This is a genomic window from Bdellovibrio sp. MYbb2 (assembly GCF_056175685.1).
The window spans coordinates 939180-961877 of sequence record NZ_JBJKJI010000001.1 but is presented as its reverse complement, the minus strand read 5'-3'; the positions used below and the strand labels follow the sequence as shown (position 1 = coordinate 961877).

22 protein-coding genes are annotated in these 22698 nt (G+C 50.8%); 13 read left to right on the top strand and 9 right to left on the bottom strand.

Annotated elements, in window-relative coordinates; translation table 11 throughout:
* Positions 1–6 precede the first annotated feature (6 nt).
* From panD to AC04MQ_RS04795, 3 genes are all read left to right on the top strand, one after another.
* Entirely contained in the window at positions 7–381 is a 375-nt protein-coding gene (panD, locus tag AC04MQ_RS04805) for an aspartate 1-decarboxylase (RefSeq protein ID WP_475391319.1), read from the top strand.
* Between the two features lie 79 nt (positions 382–460).
* Entirely contained in the window at positions 461–2293 is a 1833-nt protein-coding gene (gene abc-f, locus AC04MQ_RS04800; protein WP_015092553.1) for a ribosomal protection-like ABC-F family protein, read from the top strand.
* A complete protein-coding gene (locus tag AC04MQ_RS04795; RefSeq protein ID WP_041578047.1) occupies positions 2293–3111 on the top strand; it encodes a DUF2799 domain-containing protein in 819 nt (272 codons plus the stop codon). The genes abc-f and AC04MQ_RS04795 overlap by 1 nt, the downstream gene beginning before the upstream one ends.
* Here AC04MQ_RS04795 and AC04MQ_RS04790 read toward each other — a convergent pair.
* Positions 3108–4592: a hypothetical protein gene (locus AC04MQ_RS04790; protein ID WP_015092555.1), complete on the bottom strand. Its 1485-nt coding sequence runs from the start codon at positions 4590–4592 to the stop codon at positions 3108–3110. The genes AC04MQ_RS04795 and AC04MQ_RS04790 overlap by 4 nt on opposite strands.
* A gap of 114 nt (positions 4593–4706) precedes the next feature.
* Positions 4707–6236, bottom strand: coding sequence for an ATP-binding cassette domain-containing protein (locus AC04MQ_RS04785; RefSeq protein ID WP_475391316.1), 1530 nt, complete (start codon positions 6234–6236; stop codon positions 4707–4709).
* Positions 6237–6406: 170 nt separating this feature from the next.
* On the opposite strand from AC04MQ_RS04785, the gene AC04MQ_RS04780 reads away from it, so the two are divergent.
* The 3 genes from AC04MQ_RS04780 (at position 6407) to AC04MQ_RS04770 (ending at position 10163) form a co-directional block, all read left to right on the top strand.
* Positions 6407–7036 (top strand): energy transducer TonB, encoded by a 630-nt coding sequence (locus tag AC04MQ_RS04780; RefSeq protein WP_051026334.1) that lies wholly within the window; start codon positions 6407–6409, stop codon positions 7034–7036.
* A 28-nt stretch (positions 7037–7064) separates the two neighbouring features.
* Complete coding sequence (locus tag AC04MQ_RS04775; protein ID WP_475391314.1) at positions 7065–8897, top strand: TonB-dependent receptor plug domain-containing protein; 1833 nt, start codon at positions 7065–7067, stop codon at positions 8895–8897.
* 120 nt (positions 8898–9017) lie between these two features.
* On the top strand, positions 9018–10163 hold the full coding sequence (locus tag AC04MQ_RS04770; protein ID WP_475391312.1) for a hypothetical protein: 1146 nt from the start codon (positions 9018–9020) through the stop codon (positions 10161–10163).
* 4 nt (positions 10164–10167) lie between these two features.
* On the opposite strand, the gene AC04MQ_RS04765 is transcribed toward AC04MQ_RS04770, so the two are convergent.
* A complete protein-coding gene (locus AC04MQ_RS04765) occupies positions 10168–10965 on the bottom strand; it encodes a substrate-binding periplasmic protein (protein WP_148278883.1) in 798 nt (265 codons plus the stop codon).
* Positions 10966–11119: 154 nt separating this feature from the next.
* Here AC04MQ_RS04765 and AC04MQ_RS04760 point away from each other — a divergent pair, with 154 nt between their 5' ends.
* The gene (locus tag AC04MQ_RS04760; protein ID WP_475391310.1) at positions 11120–12712 is read left to right on the top strand and encodes a lytic transglycosylase domain-containing protein; all 1593 of its coding nucleotides are present in this window, start codon (positions 11120–11122) and stop codon (positions 12710–12712) included.
* 14 nt (positions 12713–12726) lie between these two features.
* On the opposite strand, the gene AC04MQ_RS04755 is transcribed toward AC04MQ_RS04760, so the two are convergent.
* The 6 genes from AC04MQ_RS04755 to AC04MQ_RS04730 are packed head-to-tail and all read right to left on the bottom strand — an operon-like array spanning position 12727 to position 18562.
* Entirely contained in the window at positions 12727–13662 is a 936-nt protein-coding gene (locus tag AC04MQ_RS04755; protein WP_475391308.1) for a hydroxymethylglutaryl-CoA lyase, read from the bottom strand.
* A 5-nt stretch (positions 13663–13667) separates the two neighbouring features.
* Positions 13668–14048, bottom strand: a complete 381-nt coding sequence (locus tag AC04MQ_RS04750; RefSeq protein ID WP_015092563.1) for an acyl-CoA carboxylase biotin carboxyl carrier protein subunit — start codon at positions 14046–14048, stop codon at positions 13668–13670.
* Complete coding sequence (locus AC04MQ_RS04745; RefSeq protein WP_475391306.1) at positions 14048–15526, bottom strand: acetyl-CoA carboxylase biotin carboxylase subunit; 1479 nt, start codon at positions 15524–15526, stop codon at positions 14048–14050. The genes AC04MQ_RS04750 and AC04MQ_RS04745 overlap by 1 nt, the downstream gene beginning before the upstream one ends.
* Positions 15526–16305, bottom strand: a complete 780-nt coding sequence (locus AC04MQ_RS04740) for an enoyl-CoA hydratase-related protein (protein ID WP_475391304.1) — start codon at positions 16303–16305, stop codon at positions 15526–15528. Before AC04MQ_RS04740 ends, AC04MQ_RS04745 begins: the two co-directional genes overlap by 1 nt.
* Before the next feature lie 2 nt (positions 16306–16307).
* Entirely contained in the window at positions 16308–17915 is a 1608-nt protein-coding gene (locus AC04MQ_RS04735) for a carboxyl transferase domain-containing protein (RefSeq protein WP_015092566.1), read from the bottom strand.
* Between the two features lie 11 nt (positions 17916–17926).
* A complete protein-coding gene (locus AC04MQ_RS04730; RefSeq protein ID WP_041578053.1) occupies positions 17927–18562 on the bottom strand; it encodes a PaaI family thioesterase in 636 nt (211 codons plus the stop codon).
* Between the two features lie 101 nt (positions 18563–18663).
* On the opposite strand from AC04MQ_RS04730, the gene AC04MQ_RS04725 reads away from it, so the two are divergent.
* The 6 genes from AC04MQ_RS04725 (at position 18664) to AC04MQ_RS04700 (ending at position 22550) form a co-directional block, all read left to right on the top strand.
* Positions 18664–19164 carry a hypothetical protein gene (locus AC04MQ_RS04725; protein WP_015092568.1) on the top strand — a complete coding sequence of 167 codons (501 nt, stop codon included), beginning with the start codon at positions 18664–18666 and terminating at the stop codon, positions 19162–19164.
* Complete coding sequence (locus AC04MQ_RS04720; protein WP_475391301.1) at positions 19164–20201, top strand: class I SAM-dependent methyltransferase; 1038 nt, start codon at positions 19164–19166, stop codon at positions 20199–20201. The genes AC04MQ_RS04725 and AC04MQ_RS04720 overlap by 1 nt, the downstream gene beginning before the upstream one ends.
* 87 nt (positions 20202–20288) lie before the next feature.
* Positions 20289–20813: a GNAT family N-acetyltransferase gene (locus AC04MQ_RS04715; protein ID WP_015092570.1), complete on the top strand. Its 525-nt coding sequence runs from the start codon at positions 20289–20291 to the stop codon at positions 20811–20813.
* A gap of 45 nt (positions 20814–20858) precedes the next feature.
* The gene (locus tag AC04MQ_RS04710) at positions 20859–21665 is read left to right on the top strand and encodes an endonuclease/exonuclease/phosphatase family protein (protein ID WP_475391299.1); all 807 of its coding nucleotides are present in this window, start codon (positions 20859–20861) and stop codon (positions 21663–21665) included.
* Positions 21666–21791: 126 nt separating this feature from the next.
* A complete protein-coding gene (locus AC04MQ_RS04705) occupies positions 21792–22322 on the top strand; it encodes a hypothetical protein (RefSeq protein ID WP_475391297.1) in 531 nt (176 codons plus the stop codon).
* Positions 22323–22343: 21 nt separating this feature from the next.
* A complete protein-coding gene (locus tag AC04MQ_RS04700) occupies positions 22344–22550 on the top strand; it encodes a hypothetical protein (RefSeq protein ID WP_475391295.1) in 207 nt (68 codons plus the stop codon).
* The last annotated feature ends 148 nt before the right edge of the window (positions 22551–22698 follow it).

Below are 22698 nucleotides of genomic sequence, written 5' to 3'. Positions count from 1 at the left end.
TTATTTATGAATATTTCATTGCTTAGAACCAAAATTCACCGCGCCACCGTTACCGGAGCAGATTTGAACTATGAAGGCTCCGTCAGCATCTGTCCGGATCTGATCAAAGCCTCTGGTTTGCTGCTGAACGAACGTGTGGATATTTACAACTGCAACAATGGGGCTCGTTTTTCCACTTACGTGATCAAGGGTAAAAAAGGCGAAATCTGCCTGAACGGGGCTGCCGCCCGTCACGTGCAAAAAGGGGATCTGGTGATCATCTGTTCTTACTGTGGTCTGAGCATGGATGAAGCCAAGAAACATGAGCCGACAGTGGTTTTTGTAAACGCAAAAAACAAAGTCACTGAAAAGCGCAAAGAAGACCGCAAGAACAACAAGTAAGCCAATAAAAGCTCGGGAAGCCCGCCAAATGGCCTTCCCGCTCTTGACCCCGCGACGAAATTCCTTCAGTTTAGGCCGTATGGCTATCACTCTTCTGCAACTGCAATCCGGCCACAAGGCCTTTGGCGCCAAAGTTCTCTTTGACGATGCCACTTTCGCGATCAACGAAGGTGAACACGTCGGCGTTATCGGTCCCAATGGTGCCGGAAAATCCACTCTGTTTAAAATTCTGGTCGATCAGGAACATCTTGATGAAGGGATCGTGACCAAATCCCAGCAACTGCGTCTGGGTTATCTGGAACAGGAATCCGACTGGGATGTAGATCAAAAGGTTGAAGAATATCTGGAAAAGAACTGCATCAAGCCCCTGTGGGAACTAAAACAGTTCGGCCTGAAGCTGGGTTTGACAGAAGGTCACTTCCAATCTCATTTGAAACAGCTCAGTGGTGGGTATCGCATGCGCGTGAAGCTTTTGTACCTGATCGGTCAAGAGCCGAACCTGCTGTTGCTGGATGAACCTACGAACTTCCTGGATCTGGAAACACTTTTGGTGCTGGAAAGCTTTCTGCAGGAATACAAAGGCGCCTTCCTGCTGATCTCGCACGACCGCGAATTTCTGCGCCGGGTGACGGATCATATTCTGGAAGTCGAATCTGGCGATATCGTGAAGTTCCCGGGAAGTCTTGATGACTACTTCGAACAAAAGCAAATGCTGGCTGAAATCCTGCAAAAGCAGGTTCTAAGTCAGCAAGCCAAAAAGAAATCCATCATGGACTTTGTGACCCGTTTCGGAGCCAAAGCCACCAAAGCCCGTCAGGCGCAAAGCCGCTTGAAGGCTCTGGAGAAAATGGAAGTCATCGAGGTCAAAGCAGCCCCGACTCATTCGCATATTTACATTCCGCCAGCCTCCCCGACCGGGAAGATGATACTGGAAGTGGAAAATGTGGAATGTGGTTACGGCGACAAGGTGATCCTGAAAGACGTGACCCTGCGCCTTGAGCGCGGCAATCATCTGGGCATCGTCGGACTGAACGGAGCTGGCAAGTCCACTTTGCTGAAGTCCCTTGGCGAGCAGATTCCGCTGGTTCGTGGAGACATCAAATGGGGTCATCAGGTCAGCCTGTCTTATTTTGCCCAGCACACTCCGGAATCTTTAAACCCTGACCATTCGGTTTTGGAAGCCATGGCTTCTGCCGCCCACAAAGAAGTGACCCAACAGGATGTGCTGAACATCGCCGGCAGTTTGCTGTTCTCGGGTGACAATGTTCACAAGAAAGTGAAAGTCCTTTCCGGTGGCGAAAAGTCCCGCGTGGCTTTGGGACAGATTCTTTTGCAGAAATCGCCGTTGCTCTTGCTGGATGAGCCCACGAATCACCTTGATTTTGACACGGTCGAAGCGTTGACCACGGCTTTGGAAAAATACGAAGGCACCATCATCACGGTCAGCCACGATCGGGGTTTTATCGGCCGCGTGGCCAACAAAATCTTAGAGGTGAACCACGGGAAGCTGACTTTGTATCCCGGCACCTATGATGAATACGTCTGGAGTCTGCAAAAAGGCTTCCTGGCAGAACGTGACCTGACCGAAGGCGCAACAACGCAAAAAGTCAGTTCCGAAAAAGCCGCTGAAGCTCCGAAGTTCAACTATAAGGAAGAACGAAAGAAGCTAGAGACCCAGATCAAGAAGGCCCAAAAACTGATTGAAGACTGTGACAAGAAGATTGCCGATCTCACGAAAAAGAGAGACGCTTTAAATGAAAATCTGATGACCGCGGCCGGAGACAAAGCCGCAGGCCTTGCCAAAGAGCTGCATGAACTCAGCGGGGCCATTGAAGAGCTGGAATCCACCATGCTGCAAGCCATGGAAGACCAGCAGAATTTTGAAAACGAGCTGAAACAGCTTGTGGGGTAATGACGATGTTGCGTGTATTGGTATTGACGGCAATGGCATTTCAATTGGCGGGTTGTGCAAGCTACTTCAAAAAGAAAGACTGCGAATCCATCAACTGGTTTGAACACGGACAAAAAGTAGCCATGCGCGGCCAATGGCTGAATGCCGACCCCGTGGTGAACGAATGCCGCAAGGTCGAGGCCGACATCCAGGAATCCCAGCTGGACAAGGGCTTCAAAAGCGGCGTTGAAAAGTACTGCACGAACACCAACGCCTACATCATCGGTAAAAGCGGTGACTTCTTCTCTCGCGATATCTGCGAAGGGCCACAGATCAATGTTTTGGTTGCTGAACACCGCAAAGGCACCGTGGATTACTGTGCCAAATCCAACGGATTTGTGGCGGGCACCTCGGGCAAAAAATATCAGAACGTCTGTCCAAAAGAACTTGAACCCGTCTTCCTGACGGAATACCGCAAAGGTCGCAAAAAATACGTGCAGACTCTGATCGACAGCAAATCTTCAGAAGTCCGCAGTCTTGATATGGATATTCTGCACAAACGCAACAACCTGAGTTTTGCACGCAGCAGGCTTAGCGCCATGGAAGCTGAAAAAAGCGGCCTTGAATCCAGCAAGTCCTCTGCCATGCTCAACCAGCAAAGCCAGCTGGTGACTCACTTCAATTCTCAGATTTCGGTGCTGGATACACATATCAGCAGCAAAAAATCAGAGGTCTTTTCTTTGCAAAGTGATTTAAGCAGTCTGGAAAACAACCGGGACAAACTGCAAAAAGACATCTCGGCCTTCAAGGAAGAGCTGCCAAGCCTGGACAACCCTTAGTTCGGAACGCGGAACCACTCAATAGCATCGACATAGGCCTTTGGCTGATAAGCATTGGCCTGCTCACTCCAGTGAACCTCGCGCCAGCCCAGACTCTTGAACGACGGGCTTTCCACATCGCGCTTCTGAATGAATTCAAAGACATTTGAAACCTGCTCAAGCTCGGCCTTCTTCATCAACAAAGATGGCAGATGGAACTGCACAAATGCGGTTCCCTTGTTCTGCGCACCAAAGCCTTCAGCACCTTCCGACAGATAGCGGGAATACTGAATTTCTTTTTTGGCGTCACAATGATCCACGACCAGCAGCTTTTCGGTCTCTTCCGCATAGTCCATGACATAGCTGAAGTTGTAACCACCGCACTTTTCCACAACGGTGCGAACCGACTTGATCTGACCAAAAGACTTCACCGGCACCGGATAACGGGATGGTAACATCCACAAGTTAGCACCATCACGCACAGCCATCTGAAGTTTTGGCTGGGCTTTGGCAATTTTCATAAACTGCTGCAGCACTTTGGATTTTTCAGTCAGTTCTTCCTGCGCCACATACAAAACATCAAAGGACGCTTCGGCAAAGGCATCATGGAACCCGTTCATGCGAAGCTCATTGGTGAAATTCGCCAGAAACAGACGATGAGTTTCAGAATCCTTGATGGCATTGGTCTTTGATACAAACAAATTCACGTTCTTGATGGCTTCCGCCGCTTTCATCAAAGCCGTATCGGACATCATGGCCTCGGCACTGCCCACGATCGGCAAAGGCTCGGAATGATCGGCTCGCAGCAGTTGCGGCAGATTCTGCGTGAATTCGAAACGCTCTTTCATCGTCAGCTGACGGTAAGCATTCACCCAGCTGGTGACAAGCAGCGGGCGCAGACTCATCTCGACCACCTGCTGATTCAGTTCATGAGCAGCTTCAGCCTTGTTCTGACAAAGAGCAAAGTGTTCAGACTGCTTCCACGGTGAATCACAATAAGCCGCCACCGACTTCAGAACAAACGGCCACTTCACTTTGCGAAGCGCAGTTTTTAGACGCGTGTCCGGATCACCGATATCCAGATCGCCCAGATCCAGATACACCAGGAAATCGGTGAAGACTTCCTCCATCAGATCCTGCTGCACAAATAAAGAATCATTGCGTTCATGATACCAGACTTTTGCCAGCGCCTTTTCCAGATGCCCCGGAGCTTCCAGCATCTTCTGTCCAATAAAGATGTGCTGTCCTTGAACACGGTACAAGTACGGACGATCCGGGAAGATCGTCAGCTGCACCTTACGACGGAAAGGCTCAAAACTTTCCAACAGACGTTCGGTCTTTTGAATACGATAAGTCAGGTCCCGGCTTTGCTCCCCAAAATAGGTGCTGTAAGCGGTTTCCCGGTTCACAGCACAACGATAGATAGTGTCCGTCGACTGAGGACCCAGTCTGTCGATTCTTTCGACAACCTTGGATTCAATACAGAGCGGCCTTCTTGTCATCTGAACGACAAAAAGGCTAAGTAGGCCAAAACACACAAAAGATAGAACGGTGAACCAACGAGCAAACATAGCGAAGCTGGAACATTGCAAAGGGTGGGCCCCGTTTTAGCGGCCCTATCGGATCTCCAAAACCGCCTCGACTCCGATGTTTTGCAGGAATACTTCATCGTGGGACACCACCAGCAACGCCCCGGCATATTCCCCCAAGGCTGACTCCAGAACCTTCAGACTGGCCAGATCCAGATTGTTGGTCGGTTCATCCAAAATCAGCAACTGCGGCACCGGCTGAGACAGAAGGATTTTCGCCAAAGAGGCCTTCAGCTTTTCGCCTCCGCTCAAATCCCGGGTCTTACGATGAACCATATCACCAAAGAACTGAAACTGAGCCAGGCGGTTGCGAGTCTCAATCAGATCAAACCTTGATTTTTCCATCACATTTTCAAGCACCGAATGATCCGCATTCAGCAGGGAATACTTTTGATCCAGCACCTGCACGGGCACTTCACCCAAGCGACAGACCCCTTCTGTGCGCACAGCCTGCGAACGGCTGAGCAAGCCATCCAGCAGCGAGGTTTTTCCGGCGCCGTTTCTTCCGTACAAAGCCCATCGGCGTGGTCCGCGCATCGCGCAGGTCAAGGGTTCTTCCCAAAGGAAAGAACCCTCTGACGAATAGCTTATGTTGAAGTGATCCAGCTCAAAGACAAGCTTTCCTTCCGGCAGGGCCGCGGCGTCCAAATCCAGTCCCAGCCGGCTTTCCAGCTTCTGGGCCTGCACCAGTTCACGTAAGTTTTCCTGCGACTTTTCCACACGCTTTTCCTCATTCACGTTGATGCGGGCGTGGGTTTCCTGCGCCCGGCGCTTCAGTCCTCCGACAATAATCCGGGGAATCCCGCCCTTGGCGGCTTTGGCATCACCTGCGCGCATGCGCTTTTCCTGGGATTGCAGCTTGTCGTGATGTTCACGCTCCAGCTTCTTTTTCTCGCGTCGTGCCCGGTCGATCTTTTCTTCGAGCAATTCCCGCTCGTGCTCTTTTTGTTCTTCGTAAAACGAATAGCTGCCGCCATAACTTGAAAGCCCCTGACTGGAAAGCTCCCAGATGCCGTCGACTTCTTCCAACAATTCACGGTCGTGACTGATCAGAAGCAAACAGCCCGGATATTCACGCACAAAGCGGTACACCAGTTCGCGCGCTTCGCGATCCAGATTGTTCGTGGGCTCATCCAGGATCAGCAAACCACCACCACGGCCCAGGGCTTCGGCAATCCGCACACGAGTCCACTGGCCTCCGCTCAGGGACCTAAGGTTTTGTTCCAGCGGAATATCCTGAAGCAGCAAGCCCCACACGGCGGGGTCAGCCACCGGGCTTTCCCACAGACCCATCAAATATTCACCGACAGTTTGATCCGTCGGTTCACTGACCTGCTCCAGATACACAACCCCTTGCGAACAGCGCAGCTCGCCGCTTTTGGGTTCCAGAACCCCGGCCAGAATTTTTGCCAGCGTGGTTTTTCCCACGCCATTGGGACCGACCAGGGCGCACCGGCGAAAATTCCACGTAAATGAAATGTCATTCAGAAGCTTCGCCCCGTGGGGAAGCTCATAGAACAGGGACCTTCCGGTCACCTGAAATAAATTGTTTTGCATAATAAATAATCCGTCCAAGCCCGATGGGGCCAATGTGAGTTCTTAAAAAAAGAATAAGATGACGGATTAATTTCTCATAGACGCCGGATTTAGAGCCCGACAAGAACTACTCTACACCATCTAAGCCCTTCCCACAATAGCCCTGCCGGGCATTGACTTAAAATTGGATTATGAGAAGGTCTAAGGGCTTGAAACTTAAACTTTGGATCCTATTATCAGTTATTTTGCATCTGCTGGCGGTCACAGCCCTGCAGTGGGGTGCCTCGCCGATGTCCCCGGATCTGGGAACCGTGGTGGATCTGACTGTCACTAGCCCCGCGGGTGTTTCAGGCCTGCCGCCGGGACCTGCGGCTTCTGTCAGCAAACCTGCACCGACTGTTCCGGCGGAGTCTGCAAAAATCCAAACCGGCGAAACAACCGCCGTCGCCGCGACTAACACAGACAACACGACAGCCACCGACACCACAAATACCGGCACTGATGGTGGCGGCGGGGATTCCACCGCCCCGGTGGGTTTCAGCGAAATCACCCGTTTGCCCAAAGTAAAACGGGAATTCAAAGCCCAGTATCCGGAAGAAGCCAAGAAAGCCGCCGTGGACGGGCCCGTCATTCTGGAAATTCTGATTGATCGCGAAGGCAAAGTCCGTCACGTGCAGGTTCTGAGCGGACCGGGTCATGGCTTGAATGAATCGGCAGTGGAAGCCCTGAAAAAGTTCGAATTTCAACCAGCTTTCAAAGGCGAAGAATCTGTTGCTGTTAGGATCCGTTACACCTATAGATTTAAGTTGGAAGTAAATTAAATCTTGCACCGGTTAAAAGGATTTATCAGTGAAATATTCAGTTCTGATCGCCAGCCTGTTCCTGGGTTTGGCCGCTCACGCTCAAGAAGCCGTTCCCAGTTTTGAAACCGTTGTTGAGGATGTTGTCTTTAACACCTCCAACAAAGTTGTCATCGACGAAAAAACCATCAAGGATTCCCGCGCTCCGAATATCACCAGCCTGCTTTCAAGCCAGGCCAATATCACCGTCGTCAGCACCCCATTCCAGCCAAACTCCATCTTCATTCGTGGCGGTGATTCTGGACACGTGATGATCATCGTTGACGGCGTTCCGTTCTATGATGCATCCACAGTACAAAGAACCTTCAATCTGAATTCTTTGGATATCAAATCCGTTCGCCGCATTGAAATCATCAAAGGTGGCCAGACAGTTCTTTACGGTGGTCAGGCTTTGTCCGGCGTTATCAAAATCGACACCATTCCTCAGGAAATCAAAAGCCAAAGCTCCCTGCAAGGTCAGCTGGGCACTCAGAACTTCCGTGACGTGACTGTCGGTCACACAGAAGCTTTGAATGACAACAACGCCTTGGTAGTGCGTGGTCACGGCGCATGGAGAGACGCGGAATCCCCAGTGCTTGATTCCACCGAAACTTATTCCCGCAACAACTGGAACGCCGAAGGTGCCTATGTATGGAAGGGCGCTGTTGATGGAAATCTGAAAGCCCTGTTCCTGCAGGACTTCAACACGTCTCCTACCACGGATCGCACCACCAATCAGGTGATGGACACCGAGGACCTTGAAATGTTCACCCGTCAGATTGGTGGTTCCACTTACATGAAGTTCAACGACCTTCCGTTCGAACCACGCCTGGCTTTGAGCATGCAAAACAGCTTGCGCACTTATGAGTGGCCCGTTGTTCCGGTGCAGAACCCAACCGGCACTGACCAGAAATATGGCGCGAATCTTCGCACAGCCCGTCTGGATCTGACTCCGTACAAGTCTGAAAAGATCAGCGTGGCCGCAGGTCTAAGCTATCTGTATGAAGATTTCACTTACCGCGACAAGGGCGTTGAGTCCGTGAACACGTTCTCTGAGCAGCGTGGTGTTTTTGCCAAGGCTGACTATGAATTCCATCCGGGCTTTTCTTTGGCCGTTGGCGGTCGCGTGGAAAACTGGGCCGATCAGGACGCGGTCAGTACTTACCAAATTGGTCTGACGTTGTTTGAGCACACCAAACTGGAAGTCGCGTCCGGATACAAGATTCCTTCCCTGTTCCAGCTGTATTCATCTTATGGAAATCCTGATCTGAAAGCCGAGCGTGCGGTTCAGTACAGCTTGATGCAGGAATTTGAGATCTCGGAAAGCCAAAGCGCCTCTATCACGTTCTTCCGTTCTGATTTCACGGATCTGATCCAGATTTCCGGTTCCTTCCCAAGCATTAAGTACGAAAACGTTTCCAAAACCGAAACCCGCGGTGTGGATATCAGCTACACTATCCGCCCCTGGACTGGTGGTACATTCATCGCGACTTACGGTTATCAAGAACCACGCAACGTCGACACCGGCACGTGGTTGCTGCGTCGTCCACTTGTCAATGGCAGCCTGAAATACATCCAAAACCACGACAAACACACCGCTGCTTTGGAACTGGTGGGTGCTGGCGAACGCATGGATAACGGCGCACCGATCTCCATGACGGCCTATGCCTCCACTTCTATTCCGGGTTATGTGACGGCCAATGCTGCTTATTCCTATCAGTGGAACAACAACATCAATGTCTTCACCCGCCTGAACAATCTGGCAGACCACCGCTATGAAGAAACCTACAGCTTCTATTCAGAGGGCTTCTCTGGCTCTGTGGGTGCGGAATACCTGTTCTAAGCAACGCTCTTTGCATCTGAGGGGTCCAGTGCCCCTCAGACTTTCCCGGAACAGGACCTTCCCCGCCATTTGACAGAAACTGGCCTTAAATTCAGAGTCTTTTTCATTTAAATTAAGACTATGAGACCGTTCATTGTTGGCGCTTCAATATTTCTGTTACAAGCAGTCAGTTATGCATCCACCGAGGCGGTCATGCCTATCGGGGCTTTGCCAAAGAATTCTTCGGTGAAACTTCAGGCCGTCAAAGAGGGCACACGCTTTATCACCCCTCAGTACGAAGGCAACAGCGGCTTCCTCAAAGACGTGGATCAAAACTCTCTTTATCAAGTCACCGATATCAGCGGCACCGAAGACACTTCCGACAACGCCGACTTGCAGGCCCTGGCCAAATCCTCAAGCCTGGTTGTGCAGAAATCTGATTTGGGCTCTGACTCTGCGACCTGCTCCAGCGGTGATGGCACCACCAACTGTACTTTAAGCAGCGATGTTCCAGCCTACAAAACCGGAAGCTTCAACCTGATCGACTGGTTCCTGAATCTGTTCGGCTTGGGATCCAAACCCCAGTCACTGGTGACTCCAAGCAAAGGGACCGAGGTGGCGGAAGCTGATGCCATGGCTTCAGCGATGACTGAAAAGATCGACAGCACCAACCGTCTGCTGAATTCCCGCAATGCCACTGCCAATTGTGATGAAAAGAAATTCCCTGAAGCCATTCAGAACGACAAGACTCTGAACTGTGGTTTGAAGCAGGCCATGGAAGCTTTGAAAAAGAACAAAGACAAGGTCAATCAGGACAAATTCATCTTCAATGATTTCTCAAGCGGCGGCGTCATGGGGAAAATGTGGATTCTGAATGCCGATGGCTCCATCGCCAACGTCATTGATAAAAATCCTTTGTGGGTGTCCCGTGGTGAAGGTGGTTTTGGTAACGGCCGGGGCTCACTAAAGACTCCAAACGGTGCGATCATGACCAAAGCTTACAGTCCTCCGCGCGGTGGTAACATCCGTGATGGCATTGAACTGGTGGGCCTGGAGCCGGAGAATCAGGACATTCACAGTCGTGGGGTCTTGCTGCATGGCTGGGATCCTTACACTCCAACACAAGGCTGTCTGGGAGTTGCGGGCTCACTGGATACAAGTCGCCGTGGTCGCAGCAAACTGGGAGCGCCACCCCCTTATTTGGATCAGTTGAAGCAGGGCTTTCTGAAAGAGGGCGGCACGATGATTTACAACTTCACCCCATCCAAAGTGAAATCCTGTCAGTAACCTTCTATTCGAAGGTCACTGACGACATCTGATCTTTCGTTAGATATTTGGAAATGATTCTTTCGATTGTTCCGTCTCTTTTCATCTTACGGACAATACCTTCAAGTCTTTCGCGCTCTTCCTCGCGTACCCGCTGGCGCGAAACATAGATACCCAATGATGTGGTAAAGCTTCGATCCGCCACCAAAGTCACATCACTTTCAATCTTCAAATCCTTGACCAGATAGTTATTCAAAAGCGGAGTCGCAATAACTGCATCCGTCCGGCCCTTTTGAATCAGCGCATAGACTCCAACGGCATCCGGCACCTGAATAATTCGACTGTCCTTAAGCAACATTTGATATTCAGACTCGGTCATCACCGCGCGCGATCCAATCAGGTTCCCGAAGATGACTTTCTTGTTTCCGAAAACATCCGCGACCGTCTGACCTTTTTTGTATTTCGATTTGCGCACAACCAGTTCACGCACAGAACGGAACAAAGGAATAAAATCGGCGCCGCCATCTGAATAGATATTGTTTTCAGCCACCAGCATAATCAGATCCAGCTGACCACGTTTTAAAGATTCCACCGCCGCGGGCCTGGACATGCCCCGTGAATTGTATCCACAATCCCGGCGAGCCATGATCGCTGCAATCAGATCTTCATCGATTCCGCCGGCTTTGCCGCCAGAATTTCGAAAGTACATGGGCTGATAGTTGTTCGTACCCACAATAAACTGCTTAGAGCAAACGTCCTTGGCGAAGACGAATTCACCAGTCAGAACCATCGCGATGACCAAAAGCGCTTTCCAGAAATGCATGACGTCCATCTTAGTCAGTTCGTCTCAATCTGACACGTTTCAAATCCAATTAAACACAATTCGAGCTGCTAATTGCTTAGCCGCCAAAGGGTACGGTTACTGCAGTTAAACCTCTTTAACAACTATGCAGAAAAACCGGTTTAAGACTTTATTAATGATTTCAAGCACCTTCGCCATGACCCTGGCGGCGGCAGGTTGCTATTTCGATGCCGGTTTTGGGCAGCTGTTACAAAATGTACATGCCAGCCCCACCCCCGTTTCCCAGGAACATAAAGAAGCCGCCGAGCTCTTTATTCAACTGAATGAAAAGCACAACTTCTTTGCCGCCCGCTATAAAGGCTGTCATATCGAACGCAATGCCGTTCTTTGCAAAAGCTTCTATAAAGACAAATCCGCAGCCGAGAAAAACAAAGATTCCCGTCTGAAAGCAGCCCAGCTGACAAAGCTGATTCGTCAGCAGAAATGGACCGAGCTTTCCAACACTTCTGAATCTGAAAGTGTGCGCTCCATTGGAGGTCTTTCAAATAAAGACCGTCAAAACCTGACCGAGCATATTCTGAACGACAAAACTTGCATTTCCCCGCACCTGGCAACGGCAATGGCCTTCAAACTGGAAGAAAAACTTCCCGATGCAAAAGTGCTTTCCACTGTGCGCGCACTGTACGCCCGTACTTTGGAATGCAGCACAGATAAAGAATTCAGTGACCTGGGTCTTTACCGTGGGGGTCTGTTTGAAATCTGGCAGGACAATCCTGAACAGGCCACAGTCTTCCTGAAAAAACTTTCCAGTCTTTCCAAAGACATCGCACTGACTTCCCGTGCACAGTTCTGGATGAATCATGCCGCACGCGAGCAGGGCAAATCCGTATCTGCCAACACCATGGAAGATCATTTCACCAGCTTCCCACTGAGCTATCATATCCTGACAGACTACGCGACGATGGCAGATGGCCCTTATCAGACGGTTTCTGACTTGCGTGAACAGCGCATTCAGACCCGCAGCTCGTATGAAGATCTGAACGGCGCCATTCAGCTGGTTGAGCACTTCATGGCTCAGCAAAAAGACTCGTTGGCTAAACGCACGCTTGAATTTATTGATTACGCTGAACTGACCGAAGCAGAACCGGGCTTCCAGCTTTATGTGGCAACACTGCTGGCAAAATTCGACGATATGAACCACCAGCGTTTCATGGTGCTTAGCCGTTTGTTCCAGAATCATCCCCAGTTTAAAACACTGAAAAATCTGAATATCTATTATCCCCTGGCGTTTGAAGATCTGGTGATCAAACATCACCGCGATCAGGATCCGTTCCTGCTGCTGTCCTTGATCCGTCAGGAAAGCTCATTCAATCCGAACACGAAAAGCCCGGTGGGTGCGACAGGCTTGATGCAGATCATGCCTCGCACGGCGAAAGATCTGAAAAAGCGCGTGGTCACCGACAAGGAACTGCTGGATCCTTCCAGCAATATCCAATTGGGTGCACGTTACTTTGCGGCGTTGGTAAGAGAATTCAAGAACGATCACATGAAGGCCCTGGCGTCCTACAATGCCGGCAGCGGCAACGTGCGCAAGTGGATGAAACGCTATCCGGTGGACAATCAGTTGTTATTCGTGGATTTGATTCCGTTTGATGAAACCCGCGAATACGTCGCAGGCATCCTGCGCAACCAGTACTGGTATTCAAAACTGTATCCGGAACTGCTTGTGACACCGCAAATGGCATCACAAACATCAGCTCAGAAATAGTTCAGCGAAACAATTTACTTTTGAACTTTACCCAAAGGTTTCAGACGGCCGACTTTGCCGACCTTTGATGGCAGTGGATGCTGGATTTTTTCCGCCATCCACGGGTTGATTTCAATCAGCTTGTCCAGATTCAGACCCGTCTTCACACCCATACCATGGAACATGTAAACCACATCCTCGGTCGCAACGTTGCCGGTTGCCCCCGGAGCGTAAGGGCATCCACCCAAGCCACCCAGGCTGGTATCAAAGACGTTGATCCCCAGTTTGTACGCCGCAAGGATGTTGGCCAAGGCCTGCCCGCGGGTATCGTGGAAATGCCCGGCAAGCTTTTTCACCGGAACCACTTTTTTCAATTTTCTAAATAGGGATTCCACCTGACCCACATCCGCCACACCGATGGTGTCGCCGACGGAAAGCTCGTACACACCAAGCTTGTGCATGCGCTGAGCAAGCTTCACCACTTTGGCTTCAGACACTTTGCCTTCAAATGGACAACCAAAGCACGTGGACAGATAACCGCGCACTTTGATCTTGTGCTTCTTTGCCAAAGCCATCACCGGCTCAAAACGTTTGAAGCTTTCGTCGATAGAACAGTTGATATTTTTCAAAGAGAAGGATTCAGAGCACGCCGCGAAGATCGCCACTTCCTTCACTCCCGCCGCGATGGCGTCCATCATGCCGCGTTCGTTGGGAACCAGAACCGAAAATTCAGTTTTCTTGGGAATAGATCCGGACTTTACCTGAGCAAAAGTCTTTTGCACCACTTCCGCAGTCCCCGCCATTTGCGGAACCCAGGTCGGGGAAACAAACGCACCGATTTCAACACGCTTGGTTCCAGCCAGAATCAGTCGTCTTGCAAATTCCACACGCGTGTCGGCATCCAGAACTGTTTTTTCGTTCTGAAGACCGTCTCTTAATCCCATTTCCACAATGACAACTGACTTTTTCATAGGCCCTATTTATCGGATGCTGGTTTGATTTTCACAAGGGCTTTACCCAATACCACTTGCTCGCCGACGGCGCAGTTCACACTGTCGATAGTGCCAGCGATCTCTGCCTTTAAAGTGTACTCCATTTTCATGGCTTCCATCACCAAAACCGCCTGGCCTGCGGCCACGGCCGCTCCTGGCGCCAAAAGCAATTTGGTCACTTTGCCCGGCATAGGCGCCACGATCTGATCCGAAGAACCGCCCGCGCCGCCTTTTTTACGGGACTTACGTCCAGTGGTGGCATCCTGAGTGAAAACACGGCCGTTATAATGAACCCACAAAGTCCCGGCGATCAGCTGGGCTTGGGCTTTATGATCAACACCGTCGATTCTTACTTTCACTTCCATTAGATACCTCTCCAGTAAGAACCCCAAGGGGATGCGGAAGCTTTCGCTGTTTCACCAGCGCCCCCGCGAAGTTGCAACAATGCACCCGCCGCCACGGTTTTTTCAATCTCTGTCAAAGCCGGTTCTTTCAATGATTCACTGAAGTAAGTTTCAATAAATCGGGTCGTCATCGTGCCCATGACGAATTCTTTGTGAGAAAGAATTTCGATCAGGTACGGGATGTTCGTGTGAACACCAAACACCACAGAATCCTTCAATACGCGGATCATTTTCTGAATCGCACGCGGGCGGTTTTCATCCCACACGATCACTTTTGCGATCATCGGGTCATAATACGGGGTGATGGTGTCGCCGGAATCAAAGCCGTACTCATAACGGCGTCCCGGGCCTTCTGGCCATTCCACATGACCCAAAAGGCCTGTGGAAGGAACGCCACCCATAAATGGATTTTCAGCATAGATACGGCATTCGATGGAATGACCCTTCGGTGCGCGGATCTGTTTGTTGTCGTGAACGAAATCACCTTGCGCAGTCAGGATCTGCATTTTCACCAGATCCACACCCAGAACTTCTTCCGTCACCGGGTGTTCTACCTGCAAACGAGTGTTCACTTCCAAAAGATAGAACTCCCCGTCTTGCAGCAGGAATTCCACTGTGCCTGCCCCTTTGTACTTGCCCATGGTGGCAATCGCACAAGCAGCTTCACCCATACGGCGGCGCAGATCATCGGTCAAAGAAGGCGATGTGGCCTCTTCGATGATTTTCTGGTGACGGCGTTGAACAGAACATTCACGGTCAAAGAAATGCTGTACATTCCCAGTGCTGTCACCGAAGACCTGGAATTCAATGTGTTTGGCGCGATCCAGATATTTTTCCAGGAAAACTTTCGGAGAACCAAACGCCGACTGGGCTTCACGCTGAGCTGATTCAATCAGCTCGTGCGCTTCCGCGGAAGACTTCAAAAGTTTCATCCCGCGGCCACCACCACCAGCAGCGGCTTTCACGATCACCGGATAGCCGATTTTTTCAGCCTGCGTGATCAGATGAGCCACATCCTGATTTTCGCCCTGATAACCCGGAACCAGAGGCAAACCCGCCTGCTTTGCCAGCTCTTTACAGTGAACCTTGTCACCCAAGGCACGGATCGCTTCCGGAGAAGGACCAATGAAGGTCAATCCGGCTTTGTTCACCGCTTCGGCGAAATCGGCATTTTCAGAAAGGAAACCAAAGCCCGGATGCACCGCCTGCGCACCACCGGCCAAAGCGCCGTTGATGTTTGCTGGGATGTTCAGATAACTTTCCGCCGTTGCCGCAGGCCCCACGCAGATGGTTTTGGTCGCCATACGGTAAGCGCGCGTGTTGATATCGGCTTCTGAATGCAGAAGCACGGTTTCAATACCCATTTCTTCGCAGGCTTTGATAATACGAACAGCCACTTCACCGCGATTGGCGATGGCAATACGTGTGAACTTTTTCATTAATTCAGTCTCCATGCGGGCTCACGCTTTTCAAGGAAGGATTTCAGACCTTCCTGCCCTTCATTGCTGGCACGACGTTCTGCGATCACCGTGGTTGTGCGGCTGCGCTGATCGGCCCAGTTCAAGGTATCAATATCATTCAAAAGTTTTTTGGTTTCACGAACCGCATCCGGACCGCACTGCATGTAGCCGTGCAGAACCTTTTGCAAAGCCGTGTGGCCTTCGCCCACTGGAACCACTTCTGTTACCAGACCGGCCTGTTGAGCGATGTGCGGGTTAAACACCACACCTGAAAGCATCAGCGGACGAACTTTGCCCGCCACAGCTTTTTTATTCACAAAAGCACTGATCACCGCAGGCGCGATTCCCAGTTTCACTTCACTGAAACAAAACTGCGTGTTTTCTTCAGCAATGACTTCATCACAAACTGCCACCAACCCCAAAGCGCCGCCGAAGGCCGCCCCGTGAATCATGCCAATCACCGGCAGACTGCACTGAGCGATAGCTTCAAACATACCGAAAAGCTTCAAAGAATCCTCACGGTTTTGCTCAAAAGAAAAATTCACCATCTCTTTCATCCAGTTCAGATCAGCTCCGGCACAGAAGACTTTGCCTTCCCCTTGCAGAACCACGGCACGCAGATCTTTGCGCGCTTCCAGATCAGTAAAGATCCTGGTCAACTCAGCGATCATCTCCGGGTTGAAAGAGTTACGCACTTCGGGCCTGTGAAGTTTCACATAGACCACCTGATTCATTTCTGTAACTACAACAAAAGACATAATTACATCCTGAAGACGCCCTGGGTTTTTTCACCCCAGGACTTGTTAAGACTTGCCGAAATCCCCAGCGCCAACACACGACGGGTGTCTGCCGGATCAATGATCCCGTCATCCCACAGGCGCGCCGAGGAATAATAACAAGCACTTTCTTTTTCGTATTTTTCCAAAGTCGGACGTTTAAACTCGGCCTGTTCTTCAGCAGACATCGTTTGTTTTTTCGCCGCCATCTGATCCATTTTCACGGTCAGAAGAACGTTTGCCGCCTGCTCGCCACCCATCACGCTGATCTTGGCGTTAGGCCACATCCACAACTGACGAGGCTGGAAGGCGCGACCGCACATACCATAGTTGCCAGCGCCGTAAGAGCCACCAATCACCACGGTGAATTTCGGCACATGGGCGTTGGAAACGGCCATAACCATTTTCGCCCCGTGTTTGGCGATACCTTCGTTTTCATATTTTTTACCGACCATGAAGCCGGTGATGTTTTGCAGGAAGATCAAAGGCACTTCGCGCTGCTCACACAATTCGATAAAGTGCGCGGCTTTCAAAGAGCTTTCGCTGAACAACACACCGTTATTCGCAATGATGCCCACGGGCATTCCCCAGATGTGAGCAAACCCCGTTACAAGAGTTTTACCGTACAGCGGTTTAAATTCATGGAAACGAGAACCGTCCACGATGCGCGCGATAACCTCACGCACATCAAATGGAGTGCGGCTGTCTTTCGGGATGACCCCGTAAAGTTCCTTCTGGTCAAACAATGGCTCTTCCACCGGAAGGGTTTTCAACTGCACCGCACGTTTGTGGTTCAGGTGAGCCACGATCGAACGCGTGATTTCAATGGCGTGTTCGTCATCTTCAGCAAAGTGATCCGTCACACCGGAATTTTCACAGTGCACTTGCGCCCCACCCAGTTCCTGAGCATCAACAACCTCGCCGGTTGCGGCTTTCACCAGTGGAGGTCCACCCAGGAAGATGGTTCCATTTTCTTTCACGATCACGGTTTCATCACTCATCGCCGGAACGTAAGCGCCACCCGCGGTGCAAGACCCCATCACCACCGCAATTTGCGGGATGTTGGCGGCCGACATGCGGGCTTGATTATAGAAGATTCTGCCGAAGTGATCACGATCCGGGAACACATCCGCCTGCATTGGCAGGAAGGCGCCGCCGGAATCCACAAGGTAAATACAAGGCAGACCGTTTTCAAAAGCGATCTCTTGCGCACGCAAGTGCTTCTTCACGGTCATCGGGAAGTAAGTGCCGCCTTTGACGGTGGCATCGTTCGCCACGATCACGCACTCAGTGCCGTGAATGACACCAATACCGGTGACCACGCCCGCCCCCGGTGCCTGGCCTTCGTACATATCCCAAGCCGCAAGGGTTGAGAACTCCAGGAACGCGGTTCCGCCGTCAACCAAAGCCTCGATACGCTCACGCGCTGTCAACTTGCCACGGGATTTGTGTTTTTTAGTCGCGTCTTCGCCGCCACCTTGTTTGACAAGGTTTACGCGTTCACGCCATTCGTTGACGATACCAAGCATGGCCTCGCGGTTGAGCTTGAAATCACTGGAACTGGAATCAATGTTTGTCTCTAAAATTTCCATAGAACCTTGTACTATCCCTCACTGCCAGGCAAAGCCGGAGTGTGTTTAAAACTCAAATGCAAACGGAACTCTGCCACGGCTTGATCGTTGCTGTCGAAAACCTTCAGCTCCACCTCGGCTTTGGCTTCGCGGTGATCGCGGACTTCCGCCAGGACCACTTCGCGCACTGTTTCTGGAAGCTCCATGCGAACACGGCATTCTTCACTGGTGACTTTGAACAATTCAGACTCAAGACGGGTCACGTTGATTTCAAAAGAACCCATCGGGGCATGGCGCATCCACAGCAGTTTGGCCGCCTCAATCGCCGCCGTCACCAAAGCACCCTCGTGCATGGTTTTGACTTCGTTCAGGTTGCGGGTGCGGGCCGGAACCACCATTTCTACCTGAGTATCGGACAAGCGAGAGATTCTCAGACCCATGCCTGCCGAGAAGGGGCGCACGATATCCAGCGCATAACTAAGCGCAGCATGAGAGGCCTTCGGAGAAACCTCTTCCAGCAAGGCTGCCAAGTCCGCGGCACTCAGACGAATGCCCCGTTCTTCAAGCTGAGATTTCAGCCCGTCTTTGGCGTTTTGCAACTGCTGACGCAGGTTTTGCTCCAGCTCAATCCCCTTTGACATTAAGATTGTCAGCCATTGTTGGTTCATGAGATACCCTCTCTGTGCGAGTGTTGAAAAAAACTGAATATCATGCTCGGATAACGATGTCAGTTTTATCACACTGAGTAAATGGAGAGAGGACTCTAGAGATGAAGAAAATTGTAAGCCTGGTTATTTTCATTGCTGCCTTGGTTTGGACCTGGAATGTAATCCACACTTCCCAAGCCGTTGGATTTGAGACGCACTCCGGCATTCAGGTGAAATTGGCTGAACTTATCACTCAAACTTTGGCTGCTAAAAAGCCACACGCCAAAGACCTTTCCATCTCTCGTTTGTGGACTGAAACCCTGAGCGACAACAAGGTTCGCGCGGTGTTTGCTTACAAGTTCACTGACGTGACTGAAGACGGCGAATCCATGGAACAAGTGATCGAAGGTGAAGCGGTTCTTTACCGTGATGTTTCTGATCAGGAAAACGTGGATAAATGGGTTCTGCAATCCGTAAAAACCACCAATGACATCGTGGTTTTCTCTGAAGGCTCCACTATCACTCCGGGCACTGACGAAGTAACAACTGAAGCTGCTCCAGAGGCGACTCCGGCAGCCACTGCGACTCCGACTCCTGCTCCGACAGCGACCCCTGGCCACTAATGGCAATTCCCACAAATTTCATCCAAATTGATGAAGAGGGTTTTGCTCTGAGCCGTGAGGTTCGCATTCAAGACCCGGTTGTGGGACAAGAAATTCTGCAAAATCTGAAAATTCACGAAGGTGGCACTCTGCTTTCCACCTTCGGCGATGTCCCGGTGATCGTTGAAGCCTTCGACGAACCTTACGTAGCCGCTCAAGTAAATCTGAAAGACGACAAAACCTGGGAAATCCTGCTTCCGTATGGCGTGCATTATGCCTTCGAACTGGAATCCTTGTCTTTGGACGAGTGGGACCGTTTTCACGGTTATGCCGCAAATAAAATTCCGTTCGTGATGTCCCGCAAGGCCCAGGCCACGTTCTTCAACCTGCTTGAAGAATTCGGTGACGACTTCATCGAATTTAACGGCAAAACCTACGACATTCCGGCTTACTGGCCATCCCACAAAGACGTCGAAAAAGAAACTTACTGGAGCCAAATCTACCAGCAGGAAGAAAACCCGGGCTGGAATCTGGGCGAGCCTGCCGAGGCCCTGAAGGACATGATTCCCCGACTGAAAATCAGCCGCTCCCGCGTGCTGGTTTTGGGCTGCGGTGAAGGCCATGATGCGGCTTTGTTTGCAGCGGCCGGACACTTTGTCACGGCTGTCGACATCTCTCCGGTGGCTTTAGAACGTGCCAAAAAACTGTACGGCCATCTGCCGACTTTGACTTTCGTACAAGCCGACCTCTTCAAGCTGCCGCAAGACTTTGACCAGTCCTTTGATGTCGTGTTTGAACACACTTGTTACTGCGCCATCAACCCGGAACGCCGCAAGGAACTTGTCAAAATCTGGAACCGCGTGCTGGTACAAGGCGGCCATTTGATGGGTGTGTTCTTCGCCTTCGAAAAACGCCAGGGCCCGCCTTACGGTGGCACCGAATGGGAACTGCGCCAACGTCTGAAAAACCATTATCACCCGATCTTCTGGGGTCGCTGGCAAAAATCAATCCCCCGCCGCCAAGGCAAAGAGCTTTTCATCTACACCAAAAAGAAGTAACTAAAAGGTACCTGCTTACTTTTGCATAAACGTAGCGTCTAGCGCAGTGCTTATGCAAAAGTAAGCAGGTACCTTTTGGGAGTTTCTATGCATATTGAATTTACTCAGGCTGATTCTAGTCACGTTGAAGATCTTGTTGAGCTGGTTAATTCCGCTTATCGCGGGGAAGACTCCAAAGAAGGCTGGACGACTGAGGCGGATCTTTTGGATGGCCAGCGCATTGATGCTGCCGGCATTCAAGCGCTGATCGACAAGGAAGAATCTGTGATTCTGGTCGCGGAAGACGACGACAACGGCGATCTTCTGGGTTGTGTTCACGTCGAAAAACAAGGTTCAAAAATGTATCTGGGCATGCTGACGGTGGCTCCTGAATTACAGTCGAAAGGACTCGGAAAATTGTTGCTCAATGAGTCAGAGGCTCTTGCGCAATTCTGGGATTGTACTACCATTTTCATGACAGTGATTTCCGTTCGCACAGAGCTGATCAAGTGGTACGAAAAGCATGGCTTCCGCAACACCAAGGAAACCAAGCCGTTCCCTTACGGCGATGAACGCTTCGGGATTCCGAAAGTCGAAGGACTGCAGTTCACAGTTCTGGAAAAGAAAGTTTAATTCAAGAGCTCTTCACTGACGAGGGGCCTTGCAAGGAGCACAAAAATGATCAAGGGATTGATCCTGGCCCTGACCCTGTCCGTGTCCTCTTACGCGTTCGCCGAAGAGGTTAAAAACGAAATTCCCGCAGACAAAGACGTCCACACCCAGTTTGGCCAATGCCAACACGACTTCCTGCCATCCAATTTTGACTTGTTCGTCTGGAACATCAAAAAAGCCGAAGCCAAGGACCGCTGGGCCCGTGACTTTGAATACTTTGTTCCCAAGAACGATCTGATCCTGATTCAGGAAGGCATGATTGATTCATATGTTCCCAGCGTGATCCTGCGCCAGAAAAACTATTGCTGGGACTTTGCCACAAGCTTCCTGGAAAAAGACGGCGATCAGACCGGAGTCATGAATGGATCTTACGCCCGCCCTTCCATGGTTCACTTCCTGCGCAGCCCGGGTCGCGAGCCGGTGATCAAAACCCCGAAAATGGTTCTGGTCAGCGAATACGCCATCGCCAACAGCCCGTTCACATTGTGGGTTGCGAACATCCACGGTTTGAATTTCGTGGCCAACAAACACAACCGCGAACAGATCGAACAGGTCGCTGCCTTCCTGAAAAAGCACGATGGTCCGCTGATTTTTGCCGGAGACTTTAATTCCTGGAACAACGAACGCCTTGGCTATCTTGATGAAATCCTTGGAAAACTTAAAATGAAGAAGCTGCCGTTTGCCAACGACAACCGCAGGTTCAAATTGGATCATATCTACGTCCGCGGCCTGGAAGCCACTTCCACAACCCTGCACAACAATATCGAAACCTCTGATCACAAGCCGCTTTCCGCCTCGTTCCGTCTGAAATAGCTCCCCGGGCCGGCTTCGTTATGCGCGGTCGGCCCCCGGTTGATTCATTTTTTGTATAATAAGTTCTTTTGTATGTATTAAAAGTTTCCTCGATTTCGGAGCATATTCACCTCACAGGAGGTTTCTATGTCTTTGAAAACTGCACTCACAGCACTTTTGGGGCTATTCGTTTCCTCTTTTGCTATGGCTGATCAGATGGGCCCGAACGGCGACAAATTCTACGAAGATGCGGCTCACTATGAGCACGCTTGCCAGACTCAGCCGTGCAAATCCAACTATTCCCACCAGATCGTTTACAGCCAAAAAACCCGCATGAACAAACTGAACGACCCAACTCGCGACAACTTGAAAGCCATCGCGGTTGAACAGGCGCAAGTTTGGGGCGACACCATTTTGGAAGGCGACTATCACGCTGCGGGCCGCACTCGTTTGGATGAAGTACTGGCGTTCTACAAAGGTGCTCGTCTGATCGGATACAAAATCAAGTATTCCGAAAAAGCCTGGTACGTGGGTGACTGCAACTATAACGGCAAACGCGAGTCTTTGAAGGATTGCAAAACCGGCCGTATTATTGAGGGCAGCTATGTCTCTGCAGACCAGAAAACATTCTTCAGTGATGAAGAACGTTACGCTGAGTTTTCTTTCATCAACGAGTAGTTCTAGGTTATAGTCGCCGACATGGCGATAGTAATTGAAACCACCGACCTTTCCCGCGTCTATCAGACTTACCAGAAGCCCGAAGGATTCATCAACTCCCTGAAGGGCTTCGTCAATCGTAAGCACGTTTCCAAAGTTGCTTTGGACAAAACCACATTAAAAATTGAATCCGGACAGATCGTCGGTCTGGTGGGGGGCCCCCGCGCCCGCCCAAACCCAATTGTGTAAAATGGTTTACGGCGGGGGGCGCCCCCCCGAGGGGCAGCCCCGGTGGTGGGGTTGAAAGTTTGCACGAATAAAAAGTATTATAAAAATGAGGAATCCAAATGGGGTCAGGTGAATGTTTTTAGGTCGTTGTATACCGGTAGGCCTTTTT